Source organism: Pseudomonas guariconensis, from assembly GCF_040822035.1.
Taxonomy (GTDB): Bacteria; Pseudomonadota; Gammaproteobacteria; order Pseudomonadales; family Pseudomonadaceae; genus Aquipseudomonas; species Aquipseudomonas guariconensis.
The window spans coordinates 4,711,602-4,738,415 of record NZ_CP162012.1; the positions used below are offsets into that span (position 1 = coordinate 4,711,602).

General features: G+C 64.1%; 31 protein-coding genes. 13 read left to right on the top strand and 18 right to left on the bottom strand.

The annotated features are described in order from the left end of the window. Positions 1 to 1,080 (bottom strand): SGNH family hydrolase, encoded by a 1,080-nt coding sequence (locus AB1N67_RS21855; protein WP_197853731.1) that lies wholly within the window; start codon positions 1,078 to 1,080, stop codon positions 1 to 3. Next, positions 1,067 to 2,470 (bottom strand): MBOAT family protein, encoded by a 1,404-nt coding sequence (locus tag AB1N67_RS21860; RefSeq protein ID WP_367863382.1) that lies wholly within the window; start codon positions 2,468 to 2,470, stop codon positions 1,067 to 1,069. Before AB1N67_RS21860 ends, AB1N67_RS21855 begins: the two co-directional genes overlap by 14 nt. Positions 2,471 to 2,713: 243 nt before the next feature. On the opposite strand from AB1N67_RS21860, the gene AB1N67_RS21865 reads away from it, so the two are divergent. From AB1N67_RS21865 to AB1N67_RS21880, 4 genes are all read left to right on the top strand, one after another. Next, entirely contained in the window at positions 2,714 to 2,956 is a 243-nt protein-coding gene (locus AB1N67_RS21865; RefSeq protein WP_011531978.1) for an exodeoxyribonuclease VII small subunit, read from the top strand. Beyond that, positions 2,953 to 3,840 carry a (2E,6E)-farnesyl diphosphate synthase gene (gene ispA / locus AB1N67_RS21870; protein WP_090346926.1) on the top strand — a complete coding sequence of 296 codons (888 nt, stop codon included), beginning with the start codon at positions 2,953 to 2,955 and terminating at the stop codon, positions 3,838 to 3,840. The genes AB1N67_RS21865 and ispA overlap by 4 nt, the downstream gene beginning before the upstream one ends. A gap of 175 nt (positions 3,841 to 4,015) precedes the next feature. Next, the gene (gene dxs / locus AB1N67_RS21875) at positions 4,016 to 5,911 is read left to right on the top strand and encodes a 1-deoxy-D-xylulose-5-phosphate synthase (RefSeq protein ID WP_043210202.1); all 1,896 of its coding nucleotides are present in this window, start codon (positions 4,016 to 4,018) and stop codon (positions 5,909 to 5,911) included. Positions 5,912 to 6,019: 108 nt separating this feature from the next. Beyond that, on the top strand, positions 6,020 to 7,870 hold the full coding sequence (locus AB1N67_RS21880) for a TonB-dependent receptor plug domain-containing protein (protein ID WP_367863383.1): 1,851 nt from the start codon (positions 6,020 to 6,022) through the stop codon (positions 7,868 to 7,870). On the opposite strand, the gene AB1N67_RS21885 is transcribed toward AB1N67_RS21880, so the two are convergent. From AB1N67_RS21885 to nrdR, 12 genes are all read right to left on the bottom strand, one after another. After that, on the bottom strand, positions 7,848 to 8,660 hold the full coding sequence (locus tag AB1N67_RS21885; protein WP_043210206.1) for a cobalamin-binding protein: 813 nt from the start codon (positions 8,658 to 8,660) through the stop codon (positions 7,848 to 7,850). The two genes, AB1N67_RS21880 and AB1N67_RS21885, sit on opposite strands and share 23 nt — an antisense overlap. Beyond that, a complete protein-coding gene (locus AB1N67_RS21890; RefSeq protein ID WP_090346923.1) occupies positions 8,660 to 9,079 on the bottom strand; it encodes an MFS transporter in 420 nt (139 codons plus the stop codon). Before AB1N67_RS21890 ends, AB1N67_RS21885 begins: the two co-directional genes overlap by 1 nt. After that, positions 9,076 to 9,690: a GTP cyclohydrolase II gene (gene ribA, locus AB1N67_RS21895; protein WP_043210209.1), complete on the bottom strand. Its 615-nt coding sequence runs from the start codon at positions 9,688 to 9,690 to the stop codon at positions 9,076 to 9,078. The genes AB1N67_RS21890 and ribA overlap by 4 nt, the downstream gene beginning before the upstream one ends. A 141-nt stretch (positions 9,691 to 9,831) precedes the next feature. Next, the gene (locus AB1N67_RS21900) at positions 9,832 to 10,581 is read right to left on the bottom strand and encodes an ABC transporter substrate-binding protein (protein WP_043210212.1); all 750 of its coding nucleotides are present in this window, start codon (positions 10,579 to 10,581) and stop codon (positions 9,832 to 9,834) included. A 15-nt stretch (positions 10,582 to 10,596) separates the two neighbouring features. Then, on the bottom strand, positions 10,597 to 11,100 hold the full coding sequence (locus tag AB1N67_RS21905) for a phosphatidylglycerophosphatase A (RefSeq protein WP_043210214.1): 504 nt from the start codon (positions 11,098 to 11,100) through the stop codon (positions 10,597 to 10,599). Continuing rightward, positions 11,097 to 12,059 (bottom strand): thiamine-phosphate kinase, encoded by a 963-nt coding sequence (gene thiL / locus AB1N67_RS21910; protein ID WP_102082504.1) that lies wholly within the window; start codon positions 12,057 to 12,059, stop codon positions 11,097 to 11,099. The genes AB1N67_RS21905 and thiL overlap by 4 nt, the downstream gene beginning before the upstream one ends. Positions 12,060 to 12,077: 18 nt before the next feature. Then, a complete protein-coding gene (gene nusB / locus AB1N67_RS21915; RefSeq protein WP_043210218.1) occupies positions 12,078 to 12,578 on the bottom strand; it encodes a transcription antitermination factor NusB in 501 nt (166 codons plus the stop codon). Continuing rightward, entirely contained in the window at positions 12,575 to 13,051 is a 477-nt protein-coding gene (ribE, locus tag AB1N67_RS21920; RefSeq protein WP_043210219.1) for a 6,7-dimethyl-8-ribityllumazine synthase, read from the bottom strand. The genes nusB and ribE overlap by 4 nt, the downstream gene beginning before the upstream one ends. Before the next feature lie 91 nt (positions 13,052 to 13,142). Further along, on the bottom strand, positions 13,143 to 14,234 hold the full coding sequence (gene ribBA, locus AB1N67_RS21925; protein WP_043210223.1) for a bifunctional 3,4-dihydroxy-2-butanone-4-phosphate synthase/GTP cyclohydrolase II: 1,092 nt from the start codon (positions 14,232 to 14,234) through the stop codon (positions 13,143 to 13,145). An 18-nt stretch (positions 14,235 to 14,252) separates the two neighbouring features. Next, positions 14,253 to 14,918 (bottom strand): riboflavin synthase, encoded by a 666-nt coding sequence (locus AB1N67_RS21930; RefSeq protein ID WP_043210224.1) that lies wholly within the window; start codon positions 14,916 to 14,918, stop codon positions 14,253 to 14,255. A gap of 43 nt (positions 14,919 to 14,961) precedes the next feature. Beyond that, a complete protein-coding gene (gene ribD / locus AB1N67_RS21935) occupies positions 14,962 to 16,092 on the bottom strand; it encodes a bifunctional diaminohydroxyphosphoribosylaminopyrimidine deaminase/5-amino-6-(5-phosphoribosylamino)uracil reductase RibD (protein WP_090346921.1) in 1,131 nt (376 codons plus the stop codon). A 2-nt stretch (positions 16,093 to 16,094) separates the two neighbouring features. Beyond that, the gene (gene nrdR / locus AB1N67_RS21940; protein ID WP_043210325.1) at positions 16,095 to 16,559 is read right to left on the bottom strand and encodes a transcriptional regulator NrdR; all 465 of its coding nucleotides are present in this window, start codon (positions 16,557 to 16,559) and stop codon (positions 16,095 to 16,097) included. Between the two features lie 105 nt (positions 16,560 to 16,664). Between nrdR and AB1N67_RS21945 the strand changes: the two genes are divergently transcribed. The 3 genes from AB1N67_RS21945 to trxA are packed head-to-tail and all read left to right on the top strand — an operon-like array spanning position 16,665 to position 18,684. Further along, the gene (locus AB1N67_RS21945) at positions 16,665 to 17,120 is read left to right on the top strand and encodes a hypothetical protein (RefSeq protein WP_070573929.1); all 456 of its coding nucleotides are present in this window, start codon (positions 16,665 to 16,667) and stop codon (positions 17,118 to 17,120) included. Further along, positions 17,121 to 17,780, top strand: coding sequence for a methyltransferase (locus AB1N67_RS21950; RefSeq protein WP_070573927.1), 660 nt, complete (start codon positions 17,121 to 17,123; stop codon positions 17,778 to 17,780). A 31-nt stretch (positions 17,781 to 17,811) separates the two neighbouring features. Further along, on the top strand, positions 17,812 to 18,684 hold the full coding sequence (trxA, locus tag AB1N67_RS21955) for a thioredoxin (protein WP_043210233.1): 873 nt from the start codon (positions 17,812 to 17,814) through the stop codon (positions 18,682 to 18,684). A 96-nt stretch (positions 18,685 to 18,780) separates the two neighbouring features. Here trxA and AB1N67_RS21960 read toward each other — a convergent pair whose 3' ends face one another. After that, on the bottom strand, positions 18,781 to 19,125 hold the full coding sequence (locus tag AB1N67_RS21960) for a hypothetical protein (protein ID WP_043210236.1): 345 nt from the start codon (positions 19,123 to 19,125) through the stop codon (positions 18,781 to 18,783). A gap of 134 nt (positions 19,126 to 19,259) precedes the next feature. On the opposite strand from AB1N67_RS21960, the gene AB1N67_RS21965 reads away from it, so the two are divergent. The 5 genes from AB1N67_RS21965 to AB1N67_RS21985 all read left to right on the top strand — a co-directional run bounded on the left by AB1N67_RS21965 (position 19,260) and on the right by AB1N67_RS21985 (position 23,123). Continuing rightward, the gene (locus tag AB1N67_RS21965; RefSeq protein WP_090346919.1) at positions 19,260 to 19,832 is read left to right on the top strand and encodes a DUF2796 domain-containing protein; all 573 of its coding nucleotides are present in this window, start codon (positions 19,260 to 19,262) and stop codon (positions 19,830 to 19,832) included. Next, the gene (locus AB1N67_RS21970) at positions 19,833 to 20,543 is read left to right on the top strand and encodes an ABC transporter ATP-binding protein (RefSeq protein ID WP_043210239.1); all 711 of its coding nucleotides are present in this window, start codon (positions 19,833 to 19,835) and stop codon (positions 20,541 to 20,543) included. Then, positions 20,543 to 21,808, top strand: a complete 1,266-nt coding sequence (locus AB1N67_RS21975) for an ABC transporter permease (protein ID WP_043210242.1) — start codon at positions 20,543 to 20,545, stop codon at positions 21,806 to 21,808. Before AB1N67_RS21970 ends, AB1N67_RS21975 begins: the two co-directional genes overlap by 1 nt. 9 nt (positions 21,809 to 21,817) lie before the next feature. After that, positions 21,818 to 22,330 (top strand): DUF3299 domain-containing protein, encoded by a 513-nt coding sequence (locus tag AB1N67_RS21980; protein WP_043210245.1) that lies wholly within the window; start codon positions 21,818 to 21,820, stop codon positions 22,328 to 22,330. Positions 22,331 to 22,439: 109 nt separating this feature from the next. Next, entirely contained in the window at positions 22,440 to 23,123 is a 684-nt protein-coding gene (locus AB1N67_RS21985) for an OmpW family protein (protein ID WP_043210247.1), read from the top strand. On the opposite strand, the gene AB1N67_RS21990 is transcribed toward AB1N67_RS21985, so the two are convergent. Continuing rightward, positions 23,111 to 24,328, bottom strand: coding sequence for an MFS transporter (locus tag AB1N67_RS21990; RefSeq protein WP_367863880.1), 1,218 nt, complete (start codon positions 24,326 to 24,328; stop codon positions 23,111 to 23,113). The two genes, AB1N67_RS21985 and AB1N67_RS21990, sit on opposite strands and share 13 nt — an antisense overlap. Positions 24,329 to 24,464: 136 nt before the next feature. Between AB1N67_RS21990 and AB1N67_RS21995 the strand changes: the two genes are divergently transcribed. Next, positions 24,465 to 24,911 (top strand): helix-turn-helix domain-containing protein, encoded by a 447-nt coding sequence (locus AB1N67_RS21995; protein WP_090346918.1) that lies wholly within the window; start codon positions 24,465 to 24,467, stop codon positions 24,909 to 24,911. A 26-nt stretch (positions 24,912 to 24,937) separates the two neighbouring features. On the opposite strand, the gene AB1N67_RS22000 is transcribed toward AB1N67_RS21995, so the two are convergent. Further along, positions 24,938 to 25,870: an NAD-dependent epimerase/dehydratase family protein gene (locus tag AB1N67_RS22000; protein WP_367863384.1), complete on the bottom strand. Its 933-nt coding sequence runs from the start codon at positions 25,868 to 25,870 to the stop codon at positions 24,938 to 24,940. Next, positions 25,863 to 26,747, bottom strand: coding sequence for a sugar nucleotide-binding protein (locus AB1N67_RS22005; protein ID WP_043210252.1), 885 nt, complete (start codon positions 26,745 to 26,747; stop codon positions 25,863 to 25,865). Before AB1N67_RS22005 ends, AB1N67_RS22000 begins: the two co-directional genes overlap by 8 nt. Positions 26,748 to 26,814: the final 67 nt, after the last annotated feature.

Sequence of the window (26,814 nt, forward strand, 5' to 3'; positions counted from 1 at the left end):
TCAATGTCCTGTAACAGTCAAACCCGGGAAGGCGATCAGCGACAGCACCTGTGCTGCGATCATCTTCTGACCGGTGATGGTGAAATGAATGCCGTCGTCGCCCCGCACCTTGACCCGCTGCCCCTCTGGTGTCTGCACTGCATAGGCGAACTGCTCGTCAGGGTAGCCAAGGAAAGGGTTGGCCGAGACATAGTGCTGGCCGAACAACGCCGTACGCTCTTGATACAGACCACTGAGGTAAGCCATCGCCGTGGACAGCCGAGGCTGTTCCATATTCGGCGGGCCAACCCAGATCACTTGGACCTTGCGCTGGCGGGCCTGCTCGAGGATCGCGTCGATCCGCGAGCGGTAGATCGCCTCCCACTCAGGCGACTTGAAACGCAGGAACGGCTTGCCCTTGCCCTGGGGCATGTCCCAGGGATCGTTCGGCCCCATGAACACGATCATCAGGCGAATGTTCGGATTGGCAGCCAGGGTGTCGGTCACGGTCTTGGGCCAATTGAAAAACCCCGGGTAGGCGAGGCCGGTGCTTTGCTTGCTGAGGTTGACCGTCTTGATCTGGTAGCGCTTGCGCAGGCTGTTGGCCAGGTGCGGCGCCACGCCCTGCATCAGCGAGTCCCCCACCAGAAAGACTTCATCGCCGGTGGCTAGGCTCGCCAGCGTGCCGGAGGGCGCTACGATCGGCAGCACGGCCTTGGCCGACGGCGCTTGTACCGTGGGCGCTGGCCGAGGCTTGGCAGGCGGAGCGACCGATTGCAGATCCACGGTCACCACCGGCATGGTCGGCGGCAGGACGACAGGCGCCGGGGTCGCGGCCACCTGCGTATTGCGCCGCAGGCTGTCGACAAAGCTGTCGCGTGCGTCTTCCAGTGCCAAGGTAAGGCTTGCGCCAAAGCGCCAGGCAGGCGATTGGCCGATGACCGGCAGCTCACAACCTTGGTGGTATTTCTGCTGGCAATACAGCTTGATCGAGTCCTGGTTCAGCCAGCACAGCAGCAGCGTAGCGATGACCAACGCGTAAAGCACCCGGGCAGCGCCCAACTGCGCCTGGAACAACTGTCGGATATCAGAAACTGGCATAGATGAACCCCGGCACGCCCGATTGCGATGCAAAGATCACCAACGACACGAATACCGCCAGCGGCACCGGATACAACGGCCATGGCAGGCGCTGGCTGGCGGCAAAGCCCTGGCGCAAGATCGCCAGCCACTGTGGATAAGTCGCCACGCACAACACGCAGCCAAGCACCGCCAAACCCGTGGAGGACGACAATCCGGCGATGCTCACCTGGGCGACATTGCCGAGCATTTCCCAGGCGTCCTCGAGTGTCGTACTGCGGAAGAACACCCAGGCGAATGCCACATAGTGGAAGGTCAGCAATCGCGCAGCCAGCCCTGCCCCCGGCAGTGCCTTGGCCCCAGGCAGCAGTTGATCGAACAGCTTGTAGACCGCCAGCCCCACACCATGAAGCGCGCCCCAGAGAATGAAGTTCAGGCTCGCACCATGCCAAAGGCCGGACACCAACATGGCCAGCAACATGTTCAGGTTGCCGCGCCACACGCCCTGGCGATTGCCGCCCAAGGGGATATAGACATAGTCACGGATGAAGCGCGACAAGCTGATATGCCAACGCCCCCAGAATGCCTTGAGGTTGTGCGCCGCATAGGGCGCGTTGAAGTTCTCCGGCAGGCGAAAACCCAGCAGCAGGGCGATGCCGGTCACCAGGTTGGTGTAACCGCTGAAGTTGAAATAGATCAGGAAGCTGTAGCCATACACACTCAGCAACACCTGCTCGGGCGTGAAGCTGCCAGGCGTGTCGAACACCGGATCCACCCATTCGCTGGCCAGCCAACCACCGAGTAAAAAAACTTTGACCACTGCCAGGGCAATCAGCCCCAAGGCCCGCTGGGGCTCCAGCACTTGGCGGATCGCAGTTGGACAGATCTGGGGCAGCATGTCCAGGGCACGGTTGACCGGGCCAGCCACGAGGCTTGGGAAGAATGCCAGGTACAACGCAAGATTCAGTGGCGCGGCTGGCGCCAGCTCGCACCGGTTGATCGACACCAAGTAACTCACCGAATGGAAGATGTAGAACGACATGCCAATCGGCACCAGCACTTCCAGCACCGGCAAGGACACGCGCCATCCCGACTGGGCAAGGGCGGCCTGCACGCCTTCGACGAAGAACGCTTGGTACTTGAATAGGTAGAAGCAGCCCAGCACCAACCCCAGCAACAAAGCCCGGCTGAACCAGCGCCCCGGGTAACGCGCCGCCAGCAACCCGAGCAGGTACACCAGCACGCTGTAACCCAGCAGTATGTAGAGCGACTGCAGGCTGAAACTCGCCACCAGCCCATAGCTGGCCGCCAGCAGCAGCACGTTCTGCAGACGTATGCTCCAGCACAGGCTCCAATAGACAATGAAGAACAGCGTGAAGCAGAGGCCGAATTCGATCGAAAGGAAGCTCACAACGTAATCCGTTACGTGACATCGAGTAGGAGAGATGCCGACGGTTTGTAGGCCGCGGCGCAGAGCGCGCGGGATTATGGCAGAGGGCCAAAACGCTCACAATCTGAGCGCTTTGCAATTTGCAAGCTGCCGCCTCCGACACAAATGCAACAAAATGCGACGAATGATTACCCTCCCCGGTTTGCTCCCCCTGCCCCGCTCTGCTAGTGTCGCGCCGTTCTGAATGCCACCGAGACAGTCGCCATGGCCCGCAAAAAAGCCTCCATCGATTTCGAGCAATCCCTCGCCGACCTGCAAGCCTTGGTTGAGCGCCTGGAGAACGGCGAGTTGTCGCTGGAAGAGTCGCTGGCCGCCTTCGAACAAGGCATTGCCTTGACCCGTGACTGCCAGGGCGCCCTGGCACAGGCCGAACAGAAGGTGCAGATCCTGCTCGAACGCGATGGCGAACTGGCGGCCCAGCCTTTCGATGCGGAGCCCGAAGCATGATCAGCGCCTACCAGGCCAACTGCCAGGCACGTGTCGATGCTGCGCTCGAACCGCTGTTCCAGGCGCCTTCCAAGGAGCTCGAACGCCTCTACGCCGCCATGCGCTACAGCGTGATGAACGGCGGCAAGCGCGTACGCCCACTGCTGGCCTACGCTGCCTGCGAGGCCTTCGGTGCCCCGGCCGAGCAGGCCAATGGCGCCGCCTGCGCTGTGGAGCTGATCCACGCTTATTCACTGGTGCATGATGACCTGCCGGCCATGGACGACGACGACCTGCGTCGTGGCCAGCCCACCACTCACAAAGCCTTTGACGAGGCCTGCGCCATTCTGGCCGGCGACGGCCTGCAGAGCCTGGCCTTCAGCGCCCTGCTCGATGCGCGCCTGAGCCCTCAGGACGACGCCACTCGCCTGGCCATGGTCCAGGCTCTGGCCAAGGCTGCTGGGCCAGCGGGCATGGTCGGCGGCCAGGCCATCGACCTGGGCTCGGTGGGCCTCAAGCTCGACCAGCGCGCCCTTGAATACATGCACCGGCACAAGACTGGCGCCCTGATCGAAGCCAGCGTGCGCCTTGGCGCCCTGGCCAGCGCCCGCGCCAGCCAAGCGCAGCTCGAGGCCTTGCAACGTTATGCACAGGCCATTGGCCTGGCCTTCCAGGTGCAGGACGACATTCTCGACGTGGAGAGCGACACCGCCACCCTCGGTAAACGCCAGGGGGCCGATATCGCCCGCGACAAACCGACCTACCCGGCCCTGCTCGGCCTGGAAGCGGCCAAGGCCTACGCGCTCGAGCTGCGCGACCAGGCGCTGGCAGCACTCGAAGGCTTCGGTGACAGCGCAGCCCCCCTTCGCGCATTGGCCCGCTACATCGTCGAACGTCGCCACTGAAACCCTGACACCTCGACTGTGAGAGCCGGCTAGCCCGCAAATGCGATGCTCAATTGACCTGCGCATTCGCGGGTGAGCCGGCCCGCACAGGGGGCATGCAACCTGCGTCTGAATGGGCAGTAATTCCTACAATGGGGTAAACTGCCGCGTCTTCACATCTATAACGACTCGCCTGATGCCCACGACGTTTCAAGAGATCCCCCGCGAACGCCCGGTCACGCCGCTGCTGGACCGCGCCGACACGCCTGCCGGCCTGCGCCGGTTGGCTGAAGCCGACCTGGAGACCCTGGCCGACGAGCTGCGCCAGGAGCTGCTCTATACCGTTGGTCAGACCGGTGGGCATTTCGGCGCCGGCCTGGGCGTCATCGAGCTGACGATCGCCCTGCACTACGTCTTCGACACGCCGGACGACCGTCTGGTCTGGGACGTGGGCCATCAGGCCTACCCGCACAAGATCCTCACCGGCCGCCGCCAACGTATGCTCAGCCTGCGCCAGAAGGACGGTATCGCCGCCTTCCCGCGGCGCAGCGAGAGCGAGTACGACACCTTTGGTGTCGGCCACTCCAGCACGTCGATCAGTGCCGCATTGGGCATGGCCATTGCCGCCCGCCTGCAGAACGACCCACGCAAGTCGATCGCGGTGATCGGGGACGGCGCGCTGACCGCCGGCATGGCCTTCGAGGCGTTGAACCACGCCCAGGAAGTCGACGCCGACATGCTGGTGATCCTCAACGACAACGACATGTCGATCTCGCGCAACGTGGGCGGCCTGTCCAACTACCTGGCCAAGATCCTGTCCAGCCGCACCTACGCGAGCATGCGCGAGGGCAGCAAGAAGGTCCTGTCGCGCCTGCCCGGCGCCTGGGAAATCGCCCGCCGCACCGAGGAATACGCCAAAGGCATGCTGGTGCCCGGCACCTTGTTCGAGGAACTGGGCTGGAACTACATCGGCCCTATCGACGGCCACGACCTGCCGACCCTGATTGCCACTCTGCGCAACATGCGTGACCTCAAGGGCCCGCAGTTCCTGCACGTGATCACCAAAAAAGGCAAAGGCTTCGCCCCGGCCGAAGTGGACCCGATCGGCTACCACGCCATCACCAAGCTCGAACCTGCCGACAAACCGGTCGCACCGAAGAAGGTCAGCGGGCCGAAGTACTCGGCGGTGTTCGGCCAATGGCTGTGCGACATGGCCGCGGCCGACAATCGCCTAGTGGGCATCACCCCCGCAATGAAGGAAGGCTCGGACCTGGTGGCCTTCAGCGAACGCTACCCGGAGCGCTACTTCGACGTGGCGATTGCCGAGCAGCACGCGGTCACCCTGGCCGCAGGCATGGCCTGCGAAGGTGCCAAGCCGGTGGTGGCGATCTACTCCACCTTCCTGCAGCGTGCCTATGACCAGTTGATCCACGATGTGGCGGTACAGAACCTCGACGTGCTGTTCGCCATCGACCGCGCAGGCCTGGTCGGCGAAGACGGCCCGACGCACGCGGGCAGCTTCGACCTCTCGTACCTGCGTTGCATCCCGGGCATGCTGGTGATGACCCCAAGCGACGAGAACGAACTGCGCAAGATGCTCAGCACCGGCCACCTGTACAACGGCCCGGCGGCAGTGCGCTACCCTCGTGGTACCGGCCCCAACGCACCGATCAGTGGCGACCTGGAGCCGCTTCCAATCGGCAAGGGCGTGGTTCGCCGCAAAGGCGAGAAAGTCGCCCTGCTGGTGTTCGGTGTGCAACTGGCCGAGGCCATGAAGGTCGCCGACGGCCTCAACGCCACCGTGGTCGACATGCGCTTCGTCAAACCCTTGGATGAGGCCTTGGTGCTGGAACTGGCCGCCCACCATGATCTGCTGGTGACCATCGAAGAGAACGCCATCATGGGCGGTGCGGGGGCTGCGGTCAGTGAGTTCCTGACCCAGGAAGCCGTGCTCAAGCCGATGCTGCACCTGGGCCTGCCGGACATTTACGTCGAACACGCCAAGCCTGCGCAGATGCTGGCCGAGTGCGGGCTCGATGCCGCCGGTATCGAAGCCTCGGTGAAGGCCCGGATGGCCAAGCTCGGCCTGTAAGCCTTTACGCTGTCTGATTGACGCATTCGCGGGCTAGCCCCGCTTCCACAGGGTTGCTCTCAAGCCCTGGGGAAGCGGGGCTTGCCCGCGAATGTTATGGAACTACCGATGAAGATTTCGTCCCTCGCCACTGCAGTTTTCTGCCTGCCCACCGCCTTACTGGCCGCCGAACCGGACCGCGACGATGCCCTCAAACTCCCCGACGTGCTGATCAGCGCCAGTCGCCAGGTCGAGTCGCGCAGCGCCACCAGCGCCGCGAATACCGTGTTCACCCGTCACGACATTGATCGCCTGCAACCCTCCAATGTCACCGACCTGCTGACCCGTGTGCCTGGCCTTCAGGTAGCGCCCACCGGTGGACGCGGCAGCCTGCCAGGGATCTTCATCCGCGGCACCAAGGCGGCCCAGACCCTGGTGCTGGTCGATGGCGTGCGCATCGCCAATGCCACATCCGGGGACAGCGCCCTGCAATACCTGGACGTCGACCAGATCGAGCGGGTCGAAGTGCTGCGCGGGTCACGCTCGGCGATCTATGGCAGCGATGCCATTGGCGGGGTCATCCAGATTTTCACCCGTCGCGGCACAGGTCCTGGCCTGCAACCACGCCTGCGCCTGGCGGCGGGCAGCAACCAGAGCTTCCAGCGCAGCCTCGGGCTCTCCGGCGGCAGCGAGGCGACCCGCTTCAACCTCGGCGCCAGCCTGGATGAGACGGCAGGCATCGATTCGACCGGGCCATCCTTTGCCAGCGACGCGGATCATGACGCCTACCGCAACAAGTCATTCAACCTGAGTCTAAGCCACACCTTCAGCGAACGTTTCGAGACAGGGCTGAATGTGCTCGATAGCCGTGGACGCCGCGAGTACGACGAGCCTCGTGGTTTCAGCGCACAAGAGCCCTATTCGGACTTTTCCGTCAGCAGCATCGGCAGCTATCTGGACGCTCAGGTCAGCGAGGGATGGAATAGTCGGCTGGAGTTGGCCCATAGCGAGAATCGCGACGAAAGCCGCGACAAACTCGCCGGGACCCGCTATCCATTCAATACCTACCGCGACCAAGCCACCTGGCAGAACGACCTGACACTGGATGACCGCAACAGCCTGCTGCTGGGAGGCGACTGGTACGAAGATCGTGTCCATGCCAGTGCCGATTTCACCGAAGACAGCCGCTGGAACCGCGCCGCCTTCGCCCAGCACCGATTCCGTGGCGAATACTTTTCCACCGAGCTTGGCGTACGTCATGACCGCAACCAGCAGTTCGGCGGCCAGACCAGCTGGAGCGGTAGCCTGACAGTACCGCTCAACGTGAATAACGATGTGCTGCTCTCGTACAGCGAAGGTTTTCGGGCACCGACTTTCAACGACCTGTACTTCCCGGGCTACAACAATCCGGATCTCAAGCCTGAACGTTCCAAGAGTTACGAGCTGCAATGGCGCAGCCAGCTGAGCGAGCGCAGTAAGCTGGAAGCCTCGCTGTATCGCACCGACCTGCAGGACGCTATCAACTACAGCGTACGCCCGGAGAATGTCGATTCCGCGCGGGTCAATGGTTTCGAGATGGCTCTGAGCCAGGACTGGGACGGCTGGACCTCCCAACTGGGCCTCTCGCTGATCGATCCACGCGACCGCGACAGCGGCCACACCCTCTCCCGCCGTGCCCGACGTACCGTGAGCCTGGACCTCGATCGGCAGTTCGAACGTTTCGCGCTGGGCGCCAGTTGGCAGGCGGTCAGCAGCAGCTACAACGATGAAGCGAACACCGACACTGTTGGCGGATACGGTCTACTGGGACTGCGCGGCAGCTGGGCAGCTACCAATGAGGTGAAGTTCGACCTGAAGCTGGACAACCTATTGGACAAGCAATACAGCCGCACCCATTACAACTATGAGGGCGCCAACTACGGGTATCGCGAAGAAGGCCGCACCTGGCTGCTGAGCGTCACCTGGACACCGGTGCTTTAGCCTCCAGCAACGCGCACAAACGTGCCGTGGCGTCGATCATCTGACCGCTGGGGCGCTCCAGGCCTTTGTCGGGCACCACCAGCAGGCGGTCGGCCTTCACCGCACTGAGCGTACGCCAGGCCTTCCAGCTCGCCAGTTGCGCCGGATCACCGGCCAGGATCACGTCAGGATCGCGCAACAGTACGGCCTCCACGCTCACCTGTGGTGCAGGCTGGGGAAGGTCGGCGAACAGGTTGCTGGCACCGCAAACCGTCAAAGCGTCGCTGACGATCTGCCGCCCGCCGAGGGTGTACAGCGGTTTGTCCCAAACCTGGTAGAACACTCGCAGCGGTCGTTCACGATGGTACTGCTCGCGCAAGCTGCGCAGCCGCTCACGCAGGGCCTGTGCGTATTGCCGGCCTTGCTCCGCTCGGCCGACCCGCTGTCCGATGGTTTCGATCTGCCCGATGAGTTGGTCGATGTCCTTGGGTTCACCGACGAACGTCGCGATCCCAAGGTGCCTGAGTTGATCGCGCTGGGCCGGGGCCACGCTGTCGGGCCACAGCAGCAACAGATCAGGCTTGAGGCTGAGCAGGCGCTCCATGTCCAATTGCCCATGGCGTCCCACCGATGGCAGGCCAGACAACGCCGCAGGCCGCTCACCGCCATCAAGCACACCCACCAGCAAGTCCTCGGCGTGCAGTTCGAGCATGATTTCGCTCATTGAGGGCGCCAGGCTGATGACCCTTGGCCTGTCTTCGGCCAGGGCGCCGAAGGCCAGCAGGGCCAACAGGCAGAGAAGTACGCGCATCACCCCAGCTGGCGAGGGATGCGGTAGAGGTAGAGCAGTACCACCGTGGAAAGCGCCAGCAGCACCTGAGGCACTGTCTCCAGGCCCACCAGCACCGACAGCGCCGCTACCCAGGCCGGGAAGCAGGCGAACAGCATGGCCATGCGCCGCACCTGGGCCAGTACGATCCAGGCCTGCGGCTCCTCCGGCGAACCCAGCGCCTTGGACGTCGCGATCAAGGCGCGCTTATACGCGCCAAAGCGCGGCAGGCTGAGGAACATGGTCGCAGCACCGGCAATGAACAGGGGCATCGCCAAGACGGGAATCAAGGCATCGCCGCCGCCAAAGGCCCAGGCCATCACTGGCAACGGCACCAGGCCCACCGCCAGGTATTGCCACCAGGCCAGCGCCAGGCGCCGCTTCACCTGGCCGCGGGTCACGCCTGGGGCTCGCCCTGGTGCTCGTTGCCCATCATGTGGCCGAGCTTGCCGGCCTTGGTGGCCAGATAGTGACGGTTGTGCGGGTTGTGCCCAGTGTGCAGCGGGACGCGCTCGGCGACCTTGATGCCCATGTCGGTCAGTGCCTTGACCTTGCGCGGGTTGTTGGTCATCAGACGCAGTGACTGTACGCCCAGGTGTTCGAGCATCGGCAGGCACATCGCGTAGTCGCGCTGGTCCGCAGCAAAGCCCAGGCGTTCGTTGGCTTCGACGGTATCGGCGCCACCGTCCTGGAGTTCATAGGCGCGGATCTTGTTCAACAGGCCGATCCCGCGACCTTCCTGGCGCAGGTACAGCAGCACGCCACGGCCTTCGCGGGCGATGGCCTGCAGGGCGGCCTCCAGTTGCGAGCCGCAGTCGCAGCGCTGACTGAACAACGCATCGCCGGTCAGGCATTCGGAATGCAGGCGCCCCAGCACCGGCTGACCATCGGCGATATCACCCAGGCTGAGCACCACGTGCTCGCGGCCCGTGGCTTCATCGAGAAAACCATGCATGGTGAAGATCGCGAAGGGAGTCGGGAGTTTCGAGGCGGCGACAAAGACGACGGGCACGTTGTGCTCCTAAAAGTAGGCAATTTTCAATGGCCCGATTGTATCAGCAGGCTGCAGAGCATGCGCAGGCTGAATATCGCCGCTTAAGATCGAAAAGTTCGATGTTCAGACGCCGGCGCTCTCACAGCGTCTCACGCCATATCAGTACGGCTGGCTCTCTGGCGTGAAAGGGTACGGCTGCTGCCAGCGCTCGAAAATAGGCTTGAGCTCTCCGCTGCGCACCAGTTCCTGCATGCGCCGATCGAACAGTTCGCTCAGCGCCTTGGCCTTGTCGTTGCGAGCGAAGGCAAGGTACAGCGGCAGCTCTGCAACATGGGTACGACGCCAGCGGTCAGGATCAGATGCCCGGTCCAAGACATAGTCGACCTCGGTCAAGGCATCGATGTAGAAGTCCACACGATCGTGCTCGAGCATCGGCAGGATACCTTCGCGGCGCTGGACCTCGCGGTACCTTTTGACATGAGGCAGGTAGTTCTGGAACTCATAGCCGCGTACCCAGGCCAGCCGGTACTGGCCGATGCTCTCGGGCGTCGGCACAGGCTTGCTGACCAGGCCCAGGGCATAGATGTGATCCACATCGAAATGCCAGCGGGGATAGAGGTTGTCGTCGTTTTCCTCGTGGTAGGAGCCCACCCAGGCATCGGCTTCGCCGCGCTTGACCAACCCTACCGCCCGGCTGTAAGGCGCGCTCTGGGTCAGTACCTTCACGCCTGCGGGCTCGAAGACCTTGCGCAGCACATCCCACGCCACGCCGGTGCCATCGGCGTTGGTGTAGTCGAGCCACTCTTCGCTGACCAGATGGATCTGCCTGGGCAGGCTTTCAGCCATGACCGCGCTCGCCCCTGGGCCAAGCAGCAACACCATTGCCAGCAGCACCGTCCTTATGCCCATGACCCACTCCTTAAGTCAGGCAACCACCCATACCAACACCTGCATGCCCAGCCAGGCGAACACACCAGCCAGGATGTCGTCGAGCATGATCCCGACACCGCCGTGCACGTGACGGTCGACCCAGCGGATCGGCCACGGCTTGAGGATGTCGAAGAAGCGGAACATCAAGAACCCCGCCAATAGCCATTGCCAGCCTTCTGGCACCAGCCACAGGGTGATCCACATCCCGACCATCTCGTCCCAGACAATGCCCTCATGGTCGTGCACCCGCAAGTCATTGGCGACTTTGCCGCACAGCCAGAAGCCAAACAGCATGGTGATGCCCAGCAATAGCCAGTAACCCCAGTCCGGCAGCATCTGCCACAGCGGGATGAACGGCAAGGCGACCAGCGAGCCCCAGGTGCCGGGCGCCTTGGGCAAAGTGCCGGAACCGAAGCCAAAGGCAATGAAATGCCAGGGGTTGCGCCAGACCGAAGGCGGAACGAACTCCGCAGGCACCTGGTTGGGGTGGTCGGTCACGGTGTCTCCCTAAAATGTTGATAGCCCCGTTGCGTCGGGGTGATGTCCTGGCCCTGCCGGTCGCGCAGGCTCACACCCTGCCCTTCGCGCACGCGACCGATGACATGGATGACGCCCGTTTCAGGCAAGGATGAAAGAAGTGCTTCAGGCAGGGTGAACGCCAGTACGTAGTCGTCACCACCGGTGAGCGCGGCGTACAGGGCCGCCTCGCGCCCCAGAAAGGCTTCCAGGGCCGGCGAGACGGGCACCTGCTCGGCGTTCACCTCCAAGGCAACGCCCGAAGCCTTGGCAATGTGGCCGCAGTCGGCGAGCAGCCCATCGGAGATATCCAGTGCTGCCGTGGCCAGACCGCGCAGCCGCCGCCCCAAGACAAGCTGGGGCATCGGCGACCAGTAGTGGGCAAGCAGCGGCTCGGCGACCTCGACCGGCGCCTGGCGCTGGCCCAGCACCAGCGGCAAGGCACCTGCGGCATTGCCCAGATGACCGCCGACACACAGCAAATCGCCCGGCCGGGCGCCGCTACGGCGCAGGGCCTGCCCGGCGGGCACTTTGCCGAACACGGTGACGGTGATGCTCAAGGGGCCGCGGGTGGTGTCGCCGCCGATCAGGCTGACACCGCATCGGTGGGCCATGAGGTTGAGGCCGTCGGCAAACTGCCTGAGCCAGTCGGCGCCAACCCTGGGCAATGTCAGGGCCAGGGTGACACCGATCGGGTCGGCGCCCATGGCCGCCAAGTCGCTGACGGCTACCGCCAGGGAACGCTGGCCAAGTAGCAGTGGGTCGCAGGCCGCAGGGAAATGCACGCCTTCGACCAGGGTGTCGGTGGACACCGCCAACTGCTCGCCGACCGGTAGTTCCAGCAGGGCGCAGTCGTCACCGATGCCGAGGACCACACCTTCGCCGCCCTGCGCACAGGACGCGGCAGCGAAGTAATGGCGGATCAGCTCGAACTCACCCATGGTCGGAAAGCGCCGCGATCAGCGCTTGTTCGCCTTGACTTCCGCGTCACGCAGCGTCGGAGCCAGCTTGTCCAGCACACCGTTGACGAACTTGTGACCATCGGTGGCACCGAAGACCTTGGCCAGTTCCACGCCTTCGTTGATCACGACGCGGTACGGCACGTCGACGCGCTTGATGAACTCCCAGGTGGACAGGCGCAGCACCGCGAGCTCGACCGGATCGAGTTCCTCAAGCGGCAGGTCCAGGCACGGAGCCAGGGCCTTGTCGATCTCGCCCTTGATTGCCGGAACCCCGTGCAGGATCTCGCGGAAATAGGCGCCATCGATATCGGAGAAATCGTTGTCGACCCGGAACTGAGCCTCAATTTCGTTCAGCGAATGCTGGGCCATGTGCCACTGATACAGCGCCTGGGTCGCGAGCTTGCGGGCTTCGCGGCGCTTGGCGCTCTTCGAGGGCTTGCCGGCATCCGCCGCGCGTGGCTCGCGCGGGTTGAAACGATCGCTTTCGTCGCTAATCACTTGGCCTCCAACTGCGCCAGCAGGCTGACCATTTCCAGGGCGGACAGGGCAGCTTCGGCACCTTTGTTGCCGGCCTTGGTGCCGGAACGCTCGATGGCTTGCTCGATGGAGTCGACGGTCAGAACACCGAAGGCCACCGGAACACCGAACTCCATGGACACCTGGGCCAGGCCCTTGGTGCACTCGCCCGCCACGTATTCGAAGTGCGGGGTACCGCCGCGGATCACCGCGCCCAGGGCGACGATCGCGTCGTATTCGCCTTGTTGGGCGACTTTCTGTGCAACCAGCGGGATCTCGAAGGCGCCCGGGGCACGAATGATGGTGATGTCGCTTTCGCTGACGCCATGGCGTACCAGGGCATCAACGGCACCGCTCACCAGGCTTTCGACGACGAAGCTGTTGAAGCGGCCAACCACCAAAGCATAGCGACCTTTGGGGGCGATGAAGGTACCTTCGATGGTCTTCAGGGTCATTCCGGTGTTCTCATCTTAAAGAGCGAGGCCGCGCACACGCGGCCTGCGGGAGGGTTTGGACACGAGCGGCAGGACGACAGTTACGCCTGTGTCACTCGGAGGGCACGTATTCTACAACTTCCAGATCGAATCCGGATATCGCGTTGAACTTCATCGGCGAGCTCATCAGGCGCATCTTGCGCACCCCCAGGTCACGCAGGATCTGCGAGCCGGCACCGACGGTGCTGTAGGTGGTCGGGGTCTTGGGCTGGGCGTCACCGGCGCTTTCACGGATGTGCGCCAGCAGCACGTCACCATCCAGCGGGTGGCCCAGCAGCAGTACCACGCCACTGCCGGCCTCGGCCACGGCACTCATCGCTGCACGCAAGCTCCAGCGGCCCGGTTGCTTGACCATCAGCAGGTCACGCAGCGGGTCCATGTTGTGCACCCGCACCAGGGTCGGCTCCTCGGCGCAGATGGTGCCCAGGGTCAGGGCCATATGCACATCGCCCTCCACCGCGTCGCGGTAGGTGACCAGATTGAACTGACCCAGCTCGCTGTCCAGCGGCTGCTCGGCGATGCGCTGCACGGTGCGCTCGTGGATCATGCGGTAGTGGATCAGGTCGGCGATGGTGCCGATCTTCAGGCCGTGCTCGGCGGCGAAGGCCTCGAGTTCCGGGCGACGGGCCATGGTGCCGTCGTCGTTCATCACTTCGCAGATCACACCGCTGGGCTCGAACCCAGCCATGCGCGCCAGGTCGCAGGCCGCTTCGGTGTGCCCGGCGCGGGCCAGGGTGCCGCCGGCCTGGGCCATCAGCGGGAAGATATGGCCTGGGCTGACGATGTCGTCGGCCTTGGCATCGCGAGCGGCGGCCACCTGCACGGTGCGCGCGCGGTCGGCGGCGGAGATGCCGGTGGTGACGCCTTCGGCCGCTTCGATCGATACGGTGAACTTGGTACCGAAGCCCGAACCGTTGCGTGGCGCCATCAGCGGCAGCTTGAGCGTTTCGCAGCGCTCGCGGGTCATCGGCATGCAGATCAGGCCACGGGCGTGCTTGGCCATGAAGTTGATGTGCTCGGCCTGGCAGCACTCGGCGGCCATGATGATGTCGCCTTCGTTCTCACGGTCTTCGTCGTCCATGAGAATGACCATTTTGCCCTGGCGGATGTCTTCCACCAGCTCTTCGATGCTGTTGAGCGCCACTCGGCACCCCCTTCTCAATCAGGATTTCAGGTAGCCGTTGGCGGCCAGGAAGCTTTCGGTGATGCCACTGCCCTTGCTCGACTCGGCAGCCTTGTCGCCCAGCAGCAGACGCTCCAGGTAACGGGCCAGCAGGTCGACCTCAAGGTTGACCCGACGACCTGCGCGGTAGTCGGCCATGATGGTTTCGGACAGGGTGTGCGGGACGATGGTCAGCTCGAACTCAGCGCCATCGACCTCATTGACCGTCAGGCTGGTGCCGTCGACGGTGATCGACCCTTTGTGGGCGATGTACTTGGCCAGCTCCTTGGGCGCACGCACGCGGAACTGGATAGCGCGCGCGTTATCGCTGCGCGAAATGATCTCGCCGACGCCGTCGACGTGGCCGCTGACCAGATGACCGCCCAGGCGGGTGGTGGGGGTCAGGGCTTTTTCCAGGTTGACCCGGCTGCCACTCTTGAGATCGACCATGGCGGTGCGCTTGAGCGTTTCGACGCTGACATCGGCCCAGAAGCCGTCACCTGGCAGTTCCACGGCCGTCAGGCAGACACCGTTGACGGCGATGCTGTCGCCGAGCTTGACGTCGGCCAGGTCAAGCTTGCCGGTCTCTACATAGACGCGCACGTCACCGCCTTTGGGCGTCAGGCTGCGGATGGTGCCGATGGATTCGATGATGCCGGTGAACATGGTGTCCTCCTCGGGAACAGGGCTGCGCGTGGCAAGCCAGGCATTATACGCCGGACGCCGGCAAGGGAATGGCCGTGATCCGCCAGTCATCGCCGACTGCGCGCACCTCGGTGATTTTCAAACGCGGGGCCTCGCTCATCTTTGCCAGCGGCCAGTCCAGCAGCGGGCGAGCACTGCTGCCCAGGAAGGTGCCAGCGACGAACAACTGGAACTCATCCACCAAACCCAGGCTCGCGAAGGCGCCGACCAGGCCAGCGCCGGCCTCCAGCAGGATTTCGTTGACACCACGGGCAGCCAGGGCGCGCAGCAAGGCTAGGAGATCGACCCTGCCATGCTCGCCTGGCAGGCTCAGCAGTTCGTGGCCAGCCTGGGCGTAGCGAGGGTCGGCGGCGACGGCGGTCACCACCAGGGCCGGGCCGGCCTGGAAGAACGGAGCGTCCAGCGGCAGACGCAAGCGTCCGTCGATCAGGACACGCAATGGCGGACGTGCCAGGGCCAGGGCGGTGGTGTCTGGGTCCAGGCCCAGTTCGGCGCCGCGCACGGTCATGCGGGCGTTGTCGGCCAGCACGCTTTCGGCGCTGGTCAGCACCACGCTGGAACGGGCGCGAAGGCGCTGTACCGCGGCGCGCGCTGCAGGGCCGGTGATCCACTGGCTCTCGCCGCTGGCCATGGCAGTGCGACCGTCCAGGCTCATGGCGAGCTTGGCCCGTACGAATGGCAGTCCATGCTCCATGCGCTTGAGAAAGCCCGGATTGAGCGCCCGGGCCTCAGTCTCGAGCACGCCGCTGCTGACCTCGATGCCGACCTCGGCCAAGCGACGCAGGCCTTTGCCTGCCACCTGCGGGTTGGGGTCCTGCATCGCCGCCACGACCCGGGCCACGCCAGCCTGCACCAACGCCTCGGCGCATGGGGGGGTGCGGCCATGGTGGCTGCAAGGCTCGAGCGTCACGTAGGCACACGCACCTCGTGCGCGCTCGCCGGCCTGGCGCAGGGCATGGACTTCGGCATGGGGTTCGCCGGCTCGCACGTGCCAGCCTTCGCCGACCACCTCGCCGTCACGCACGATCACACACCCCACACGCGGATTGGGATGGGTGCTGTACAGGCCCTTGCGGGCCAATTCCAGGGCTCGCGCCATGTAGTGGGCATCGAGAATGGCGGTTTGGCTTGGCATGGTCATTCTTTGGCGGGCTCTCGGGCCAGGCGGTCGATTTCTTCGCGGAACTCGTCCAGATCCTGGAAGCGCCGGTAGACCGATGCGAAACGGATGTAGGCGACTTCGTCGAGCTTGCGCAGCTCGGCCATCACCAGTTCGCCCACCACCAGCGACTTGACCTCGCGCTCACCGGTGGCGCGCAGCTTGTGCTTGATGTGCGCCAGCGCCGCTTCCAGGCGCTCGACACTGACCGGACGTTTTTCCAGCGCTCGCTGCATGCCAGCGCGCAGTTTTTCTTCATCGAAGGGCTGGCGGGTGCCGTCCTGCTTGATCAGCCGGGGCAAGACCAGCTCGGCGGTCTCGAAGGTGGTGAAGCGCTCGCCGCAGGCGACGCATTCACGGCGGCGGCGCACCTGTTCGCCCTCGGCGACCAGGCGCGAGTCGATGACCTTGGTGTCGTTGGCACCGCAAAAGGGACAGTGCATGGTGGCAGGCAACAAAAAAAGGGAGGGCCATGGTAGCGCATCCCACTGGCAAGACAAGCCAAAGGGGTTACCATCCATGGAATTCTGCCTGCGAAGGATTACCCCATGCACTACCGAGCGCTCGTCGTGCTGTGCCTCACCGGCCTGCTCGCCGCCTGCGGCAGCGACCAACCCAAGCCCGAGCAAACTGTCACCGCGCCCCCGGCCAAGGCCGTGAAGAAAAAAGGCGAGGAGCTGGGCCCGCTGCCGGCCTATCAGCGCGAACTGAGCGGCACCTTGCTACAAGTGCCGGCCGGCGCCGAAGTGGAACTGGCGCTGCTGGTCATCGATGAGCGTGGCCGTCCGCAGCGCCTGCTGGCGAGCAGCAACCTCACCGGTACCGGACAGGACCTGCCCTATCGCCTGCGCTTCAGCCCCGAAGCCTTCCCTGCCGGCGCTCGCGTGGAGTTGCGCGGCCGGGCCAGTCGCTCTGGGCAGTTGATCTTGCACCTGCCACCTCTGCGTATCGCCCAGGCCACCACCCAGGCCACTGGTCCCCTGCGCTTCGAGAAGGCGCCCTAGATGCCCCCATTGCATCTGCAGCGGGCCCTGAGCGGTCTGATCGGCGAGGCGCGTCTGGTCGAGAGCGAGCTACCTGACTGCGAACTGAAGCTATGGCTGATCGACGCCGACAACATGGACCGCGCCTTCAGCCCCGAGGAAACCCGGCGCATCCTCGACGAACCGCCGTACTGGAGCTTCTGCTGGGCCAGCGGCCTGGCCATGGCCCGCTACCTGGCCGAGCAACCGCACTGGGTACGCGGTAAGCGGGTGCTGGACTTCGGCGCAGGCTCAGGTATCGCCGGTATCGCCGCCGCACGTGCAGGCGCACTGGAAGTCGTGGCCTGCGACCTCGACCCATTGGCACTGGATGCCTGTCGCGCCAATGCCGCGCTCAACGGCGTGAAACTTGGCTACAGCGGCGATTTCTTCGCAGAACAAGACCGCTTCGACCTGATTCTCGTCGCCGACGTGCTCTACGACCGCGCCAACCTGCCACTGCTCGATGAATTCCTCAGCCGCGGTCGCCAGGCCTTGGTGGCCGATTCCCGGGTGCGCAACTTCGATCATCCGCGCTATCAGGCGCTTGGCGTGCTCGAGGCGCTGACCCTGCCGGACCTGGCCGAGCCACACGAATTCCGCCGGGTCAGCCTGTACCACGCCAGCCGCGAGCCTTTATAGTGGTGCCATTCAAGGATTTGCGAGAGTCGCGATGAACCAAGACACGCCGTACATTTTCGATGCCAGCGATGCCACCTTCCAGCAACTGGTCATCGAGAATTCTTTTCACAAGCCGGTGCTGGTGGATTTCTGGGCCGAATGGTGCGCGCCGTGCAAGGCGCTGATGCCGTTGCTGGCCAAGATCGCCGAGGGTTACCAGGGCGAGTTGCTGCTGGCCAAGGTCAATTGCGATGTGGAGCAGCAGATCGTCGCCCAGTTCGGTATCCGCAGCCTGCCGACCGTGGTGTTGTTCAAGGACGGTCAGCCGGTCGACGGTTTTGCCGGCGCCCAGCCTGAGTCGGCCATCCGCGCGATGCTCGAACCCCACGTGCAAATGCCCGCCGCACCGACCGCCTCGCCGCTGGAGCAGGCCAAGGCACTGTTCGCCGAAAGCCGCTTCAGCGAAGCCGAAGCGCTGCTCCAGGCGCTGCTGAGCGAAGACAACAGCAATGTCGAGGGGCTGATCCTCTATGCCCGTTGCCTGGCCGAGCGAGGCGAGCTGGGCGAAGCCCAGGTGGTGCTGGATGCGGTCAAGACCGACGAGCACAAGGCCGCCCTGGCCGGCGCCAAGGCCCAGCTGACCTTCCTGCGCCAGGCCGCCAGCCTGCCGGAAGTTGCCGAGCTCAAGAGCCGCCTGGCGCAGAACCCGCAGGATGACGAAGCAACCTACCAGCTGTGCATCCAGCAATTGGCTCGCCAGCAGTACGAGCCAGCGCTCGAGGGCCTGCTCAAGTTATTCCAGCGCAACCGCGGCTACGAAGATGGCCTGCCGCAGAAGGCGTTGCTGCAGGTGTTCGAGCTGCTGGGCAATGATCATCCGCTGGTGAGCGTTTATCGGCGTAAGCTGTCGGCGGCGATGTTCTGATCGTCATTGCGGCTGTTTTGCAGCCCAAGCGCAGGCTACGCCAGCTCCCAATGTGCTGTCGGGATGGCCTGCGATGGGCCGCACAGCGGCCCTCGCTCATCCTACCCAGTGATACACCGGCGCGTCCGGGCCGCTTTCCACCTTCACCTCATTGCTGTGGCGCAAACGCACCAACAGCCGCTTGCCCGCTGCCGTGCTGCCGGCGAGTCCTTCCAGGCGCCCCAGCAACTCCGGCCCGCTGATCTGCACGGCCTGACGCAGCAGCTCACAGGCAGCCAACCATTGCCCATCGTCCTGCTGTGGTGGGGTGGTTGCGTTCGTAGCCGCCGCTTCGGCAATGGCCGGCGCCTCCAGTTGACGTCCCAACTGCGCCCACTCCGCAGGCTCCAGCTCGATGGTCAGGTCCACCGGCCAATCGCCGATTTGTCCACGTATTCTCACGCTACCTTCCTTACCTACAGGGTCGATGGCTTCATGCTCCCATGAACATGAAACCTGCGCCAGGCAGGTGGTCAGCGCCGAAAAACTTGTTATAACATTACGAAACCATTTCTTGCCCGCCCCTGGAGTCCTCCATGCGCCGCTTGCTTCTCGCCCTACCCTTCGCCCTGCTTCCCTTGGTTGCAGCCCAGGCCCACGATGATCACGATCATGCCCACGGTACCCTCGGCGCCCATGAACATGGTGTGGCCACGCTCAACGTGGTGCTCGATGGCAATACCCTGGAACTGGAGCTGGACAGCCCGGCGATGAACCTGGTCGGCTTCGAGCATGCAGCCACCCGCGACACCGACAAGGCCAAGGTCGCCGCCGTACGCCAGCAACTTGAGCAACCGTTGAAGTTATTCGGCGTGGACCAGGCCGCCGGTTGCACGGAGGACGCCCAGGAACTCGGCAGCCCGCTGTTTGGCGATGCACCACACGCCCACGACGATGACGAGCATGGTCACGAGCACGGGCATGAACACGCCGACGTCAACGCCCATTACCAATTCAAATGCGTAGCGCCTGGCAAGCTCGCCCAGGTAGACCTCGCCCCGCTGTTCCGGGCTTTCCCGGCGACCCAGAAGATCAATGTGCAATTGATCGGCCCGAACGGCCAGAAAGGCCTGCAAGCCTCCCCCACCAACAGCGTGGTCGCGTTCTGAATGAGCCAGGCGCTGATCGACCTGCAAGGGCTGCGGTTCGCCTGGCCCGGCCAGCCACCTTTGCTGGACATCCCCGCGTTTCGCCTGCAAGCCGGTGAAGCGCTGTTCCTCAAGGGCCCTAGCGGTAGCGGCAAGACTACATTGCTCGGCTTGCTGGGCGGAGTGAATCGCCCCGATCAAGGCCGGATCCTGCTGCTCGGCCAGGACCTCGCCGCCTTGGGCCAGGGCGCCCGTGATCGGTTTCGGGTCGACCACACCGGCTATATCTTCCAGCAGTTCAACCTGCTGGCGTTTCTCTCGGTACGGGAGAACGTCGAGTTGCCCTGCCGCTTCTCACGCAGCCGCGCCGCACGGGCGGTCCAGCGCCATGGCAGCATCGACCAGGCGGCCGCCACGCTGTTGGCCCACCTGGGCCTGACTGACCCGGCGCTACTTGCCCGGCGTGCAGACAGCCTGTCGATCGGCCAGCAACAGCGGGTCGCCGCCGCCAGGGCGCTGATTGGCCAGCCCGAGCTGGTGATCGCCGACGAGCCCACCTCGGCGCTGGATGCCGATACCCGCGAGGCGTTCATCCGCCTGTTGTTCGACGAATGCCGTGCGGCCGGCTCCAGCCTGCTGTTCGTCAGCCATGACCAGAGCCTGGCTCCGCTGTTCGACCGTCACTTGTCCTTGGTCGAACTCAATCGCGCGGCCAAGCCCCAGGAGGCCTGATGTACTTGCTCCGCCTTGCCCTGGCCAGCCTGGCCAACCGCCGCTTCACCGCCTTCCTGACGGCCTTTGCCATCGCACTGTCGGTGTGCCTGTTGCTGGCTGTCGAGCGTGTGCGCACGGAGGCCCGCGCCAGCTTCGCCAGCACCATCAGCGGCACCGACCTGATCGTCGGCGCCCGCTCGGGGTCGGTGAACCTGTTGCTGTACTCGGTGTTTCGCATCGGCAATGCCACCAACAACATCCGCTGGGACAGCTTCGAACACTACGCCAAGGACCCGCGGGTGAAATGGGCCATCCCGATTTCCCTCGGCGACTCCCATCGCGGCTATCGGGTGATGGGTACCACAGGCGATTACTTCGACCATTACCAGTTCGCACGCCAGCAACATCTGGCCCTGAGCCAAGGCCGGCCCTTCGCAGCGGACCCATTCGAAGTGGTGCTGGGCGCCGAAGTGGCCGAGGCGCTGCACTACAAACTCGGTGACAAGCTGGTGCTGGCCCACGGCGTGGCCGCCATCAGCCTGGTCAAGCACGACGACAAACCCTTTACCGTCGTCGGCATCCTCGAACGCACCGGCACGCCGGTGGACCGCACCCTGCACATCAGCCTGGCCGGCATGGAGGCAATCCACGTCGATTGGCACAACGGCGTTCCAGCCCGTGGCGCCGGACGCATCAGCGCCGACCAGGCGCGCGGCATGGACTTGCAACCCGCCGCGATCACGGCGTTCATGCTGGGCCTGAACAACAAGATCGCCACCTTCAGCCTGCAGCGAGAAATCAACGAATTCCGTAGCGAGCCGCTGCTGGCAATCCTCCCTGGGGTTGCTCTGCAGGAACTCTGGAGCCTGATGGGCACAGCCGAACAGGCATTGTTCGTGGTGTCGCTGTTCGTGGTACTGACGGGTTTGATTGGCATGCTCACGGCGATCCTCACCAGCCTCAACGAGCGCCGCCGGGAAATGGCCATCCTGCGCTCGGTGGGCGCGCGCCCCTGGCACATAGCCGGGCTGTTGGTGCTCGAAGCGCTCACCCTGGCACTGGCCGGTATCGGTGCCGGGCTAGGCTTGCTGTATGCGGGAATCGCCCTGACCCAAGGTTACGTGCAGGCCAACTATGGCCTCTACCTGCCGCTGGCTTGGCCGAGCGCCCATGAATGGACGCTGCTGGCGATCATCCTGGGTGCCGCGCTGCTGATGGGCAGCGTGCCGGCCTGGCGTGCCTATCGTCAGTCTTTGGCCGATGGCCTGTCGATCCATCTCTGAGAATCGATCATGCGTCGCAAACTTGTGCTGTTGCTGCTGTTCATTCTGTCCCCTGCCTGGGGCGACGAGCCCAGAACCCTGGACTGGCCTGCCTTGATCCCGGAGGGGGCGCCGGTGGTCCCAGCCCAGATGGCACCGCTGCATGATCTGTCACAACTGGGTAACGCCCTGGCCGAATCAGCCCCTGCCGCGCGCCAGCAGGCGCCCCACGCTCCGGTGGTCAAGGCGCTGGATGGGCAGTGGGTCAAGCTGCCCGGCTACATCGTGCCGCTGGAAGTGAGCGAGGAAGGCCGTACCACCGAGTTCCTCCTGGTGCCCTATTACGGCGCCTGCATCCACGTGCCGCCGCCACCGCCGAACCAGATCGTGCATATCGTCAGCGAGATGGGCGTGCGCATCGAAGACCTCTACCAGCCCTACTGGATCGAAGGCCGGATGCAGGTCAAAGCCACCAGCAGTGAACTGGCCGATGCCGGTTACCAGATGGAAGCTGAAAAGATCTACGCCTACGAGCTTCAATGAGCGCTGTTTAGGCGTTGTGACACGTCTTCGTTGAGCTGAATCAACAGTTCGTTTCGGCCGGCTCCTTACCATTGGACTACTCGATTACTTACGTCCTTTGGGAGCTTCCATGAACAAGTCCTTGCTCGGCGCCTCGCTCATTGCACTGGCGCTCGCTGCCCCCGTCGCCCATGCCCACCAGGCCGGTGACTTCATCATGCGTGCCGGTGCCATCACCGTAGCGCCGAACGAAGACAGCAGCGACCTCAAGCTCGATGGCACCAAGGTATCGGGCACCAAGGCGACCCTGGACAGCGACACCCAGCTGGGCCTGACCTTCGCCTACATGCTCACCGACCACGTCGGCCTGGAGCTGCTGGCTGCCACGCCGTTCAACCACACCGTGGCTGTCAAAGGCCTTGGCCCTGGCCTGGATGGCAAGCTGGCCGACATCAAGCAACTGCCGCCGACCCTGTCGCTGCAGTACTACCCGATGGAGCCTTCCTCGAAGTTCCAGCCTTACGCGGGCGTTGGCATCAACTACACCACCTTCTTCGATGAAGACCTCAGCAGCTCCCGCAAGAAGCAGGGCTTCAGCAACCTGAAGCTGCAAGATTCGGTGGGTCTGGCTGCCCAGCTGGGCATGGACTACATGCTCACCGAGAATCTGCTGGTCAACGCCTCGGTCTGGTACATCGACATCGACACCAAGGCCACCGTGGACGGCCCAAGCGCCCTGAGCGTGGGCAAGACCAAGGTCGACGTGGATGTCGATCCGTGGGTCTACATGGTGGGCCTGGGCTACAAGTTCTGATCCCCACCCGACATGGCGGCCTCGGCCGCCATGTCACGCTTCACGCTCCCGCCAAACTCCAGGCACCCCCAGTAGCCCAAGGCCAAAGCGCTGATCGACGCGCCCAGGCCACACACCGCCAGCCAGCCCCATCGGGCATATACCCAGGTCGCGGCCACCGCCCCTAACCCACTGCCGATCGAATAACAGCACATGTAGGCGCCGATCAGCCGACTCGCCATTTCGCCACGTCCGGCCAGCAGCAGGCTCTGGTTGGTCACATGCACCGCCTGCACTGCTAAATCCAGAATCAACACCCCCACCACCAAGGCCCATAGTGATTGCTCGAGCAGGGCGCTCGGCAGCCATGACAATGCCAGCAGCCCCAATGCCAGGCCAGTGGTACGGTTGCCCAGCCCGCGATCGGCCAGGCGTCCAGCGCACGACGCCGACAAAGCACCGGCCAGGCCCGCCAGACCGAACAGGCCAACCTGGGTAGGGCTCAGGGCCAAGGGCGCAACGCTCAGGGGCAATACCATGGCGCTCCAGAACACGCTGAAGACGGCGAAGACCAGCAACGCGAACAGGCCACGCTGGCGTAACAGCCGATCATGCCGATACAACCCGACCAGCGAGCCCAGCAGTCTCCAGTACCCCGGCCCCTGTTGATTGCGCGCGACAGCAGGCAACGCCCGCCACAACAGCAATGCCATCGCCAGCGACAAGCCGGCCGCCCCGACATAGACACCACGCCAGCCGGTCAGGTCGGCAAGGCCACCTGCGACCAGACGCGCCAGCAGGATACCCACCACCACGCCACTGGTGACCGTGCCCACCACCTGTCCTTGTCTGGACGGCGAAGCCAAGGTTGCGGCATGAGCGACCATTACCTGAACCACCACCGCCATCAGCCCGACCATTCCCATGGCTGCCAGCAGCACGGCCCAATCCCAGGCCATGCTCACTGCCAGCAAAGCCAACGCCGACATCAGCAACTGACCAAGAATCAGGCGCTTGCGATCAAGCAGATCGCCTAACGGAACAATCAGTAGCAAGCCAATGGCGTACCCCGCCTGGGTCGCGCCCACCACTAAGCCGATGTAGGCCTGGGGTATCGCCAGGCTGCGCGCCATGGATTGGAGTAAAGGTTGGGCGAAGTACACCGTCGCGACCGCCAGGGCACAGGCGGCCGCGAGCAGCAAGGTCAGCGCCCGGCTTGGCTGCATGTGGCCAGGCGACGCGGATGTCAGGGAAGGCATGGCAAGCTCCTCAGGCAATCTGGTTTCAAATAGAAACCAGCTGCTGGCTATTTAGCAAAGCTGGTTTTAATCTGCAACCAGTTATCCCGCACAGAGTACGCCCATGCCCGACGAGAGAAACGACCCCTGCCCGGTGGCCCGTGCCCTGGACGTAATCGGCGACCGTTGGTCGATGATGATCCTGCGAGACGCCTTCGATGGCCTGCGACGTTTCAGTGAGTTCCAGAAAAACCTGGGACTGGCGAAGAACATCCTGGCCGCGCGGCTGAAGCTGCTGGTGGAAAGCGGATTGCTCGAACTGCAGCCGGCGTCCGATGGCAGTGCCTACAAGGAATACGTGCTGACCGAGCAAGGGCGCGCGGTCTTTCCTGTGGTCATTGGCTTACGCCAGTGGGGAGAGCGCTTCCTGTTCAAGGCGGGGGATGAGCGCTCGGTGCTGCTGGACAACGTCAACGGCCAACCCATCGAACGCCTGCAGGTGCGGGCCAAGGATGGCCGTTTACTCGGCCCGCAGGACTGCCATCGCCAGCGCGTACGCCATGGGCAATGACCCGTGACGCGCGCTGATCAAGGAGATCAGGCTTTGCCCAACAGCCGGGCCAATCCGTCGACCATCGAGGTAGGCTGCGGGAAGTCGAAACGCGCCAGCAGGCGGGAGTTGTCCGCCCGTGAATGGCGGATGTCGCCCGAGCGCGCCGGCCCGTGATGGATGGCAGGCAAACTGCCGACTACCTTTTCCAGCGCCGCCAGCAACTGGTTCAGCGAGGTCGCCTGGTTCAGGCCAATGTTCACCGCGCCTTCCTCGACCTGTTCAAGTTCCAGCGCCTGGACCATCACCTGGACCAGATCGCCCACGTATAGGAAGTCTCGCGTTTGCTCGCCATCGCCGAAGACCGTGATCGGCAGGCCTTGGGTAGCACGTTCGCAGAAGATACTGATGACCCCGCTATAGGGCGAAGATGGATCCTGGCGCGGTCCGAAGATATTGAAGAAACGGAACACCACCGGCTCCAGCGCGTGCTGACGACGATAGAAGTCCAAGTACTGCTCGCTGGCCAGCTTGTCCACCGCATAAGGGGTCAGCGGCGCCTTGGGCGTGTCCTCGGCAATCGATTGGCCCTCGCCGTTGTTGCCATAAACCGCCGCGCTGGAGGCGAACAACACACGCCGCACGCCTTCCAGGCGCATGGCTTCGCAGACATTGAGGGTACCGATGAAGTTGCTTTGGTGGGTACGCACCGGGTCTTCGACCGACGCCTGTACCGACGCGACCGCGGCCAGGTGCACCACGGCGCGACAGCCTGCCGTGGCCCGGCGTACCAGTTCGGCATCGGCGACGTCGCCTTCGATCAGGTCCAGGCCGGGATGGTCCAGACGCAGGTTGGCGCGCTTGCCGGTGGAGAAGTCATCGAGCACCCGTACCGCATAGCCTTTATCCAGCAACGCATCGCACAGGTGGGAGCCAATGAAGCCGGCACCGCCGGTGATCAGGATGGGGGCGTCAGCCATGTCGGTAGAACCGGTCCAGTAGAGACGGCAAGCCGGCGCGCCAGGCGCGGGGCTTGATGCCGAAGGTGTGAAGAATCTTTTTGCAGGCCAGCACCGCGTTCTGCGGTTCCTCGCTGGCATCGGGGCGCGCGGCATGGGCCTGGGGCGTAGGGGCCTGCACGGCCAGCTTGTGCCACTGCGCCGCCTCGCCGAGGATCGCCTGGCCCAGCGCCAGCGGCGTGGTCGCCTCGTTGCCGGCGTAGTGGTAGGTACCCCACAGGGGTGCGTCGCAATCGAGCTGCTTGAGCACCGAGAGAATCACCCGTGCGGCGTCGTCGACCGGCGTCGGATTGCCGCGGCGGTCATCGGCCAGCAGCAGCTCCTGGGGTTGCTCGGCGCGGGTGAGGAAGCGGCCGAGCACGCCGTCGATGCTTTCGTCGAGCACCCAGCCAAAACGCAGCAGCACATGCTGCGGACAGGTCGCCCGAACGCTCTGTTCGATCCGCCAGAGCGCCTGGCCACGCAGGCCCAAGGGCACCGGCTCATCCTTTTCGCTGTAGGCCGTGGCCCTTGAGCCATCGAACACTCGGTAGCTCGAAGGCTGCACGAGAATGATCTGGTGGTGCTGGCAGAGCTCGGCCAGCCGCTCAACGGCCCGCTCCTGCAACGCCAGGCGTTGTTCGCTGACCGACTCGGCCTGGAACCAGTCGAAATAGTACGCCAGGTTGACCACGACATCGGGACGGTGATCGTCAAGCAATTGCGTAAGACTGGCCGGCCCCCAGCCGTTCTCCGGTGGGCGCGGCGCCAGGAATCCGATGTCCTCTTCGGCCCCGAGACGAATCAGCGCTTGCCCGAGGGCATTGCCACCACCCAACAGCATCAGGCGCATACGCATAGAGTCAGCAGATCCGAACAGGTTGATAGAAGGAAGCGGACATTTTGCGGGTTCCTCTCGGGGAAGT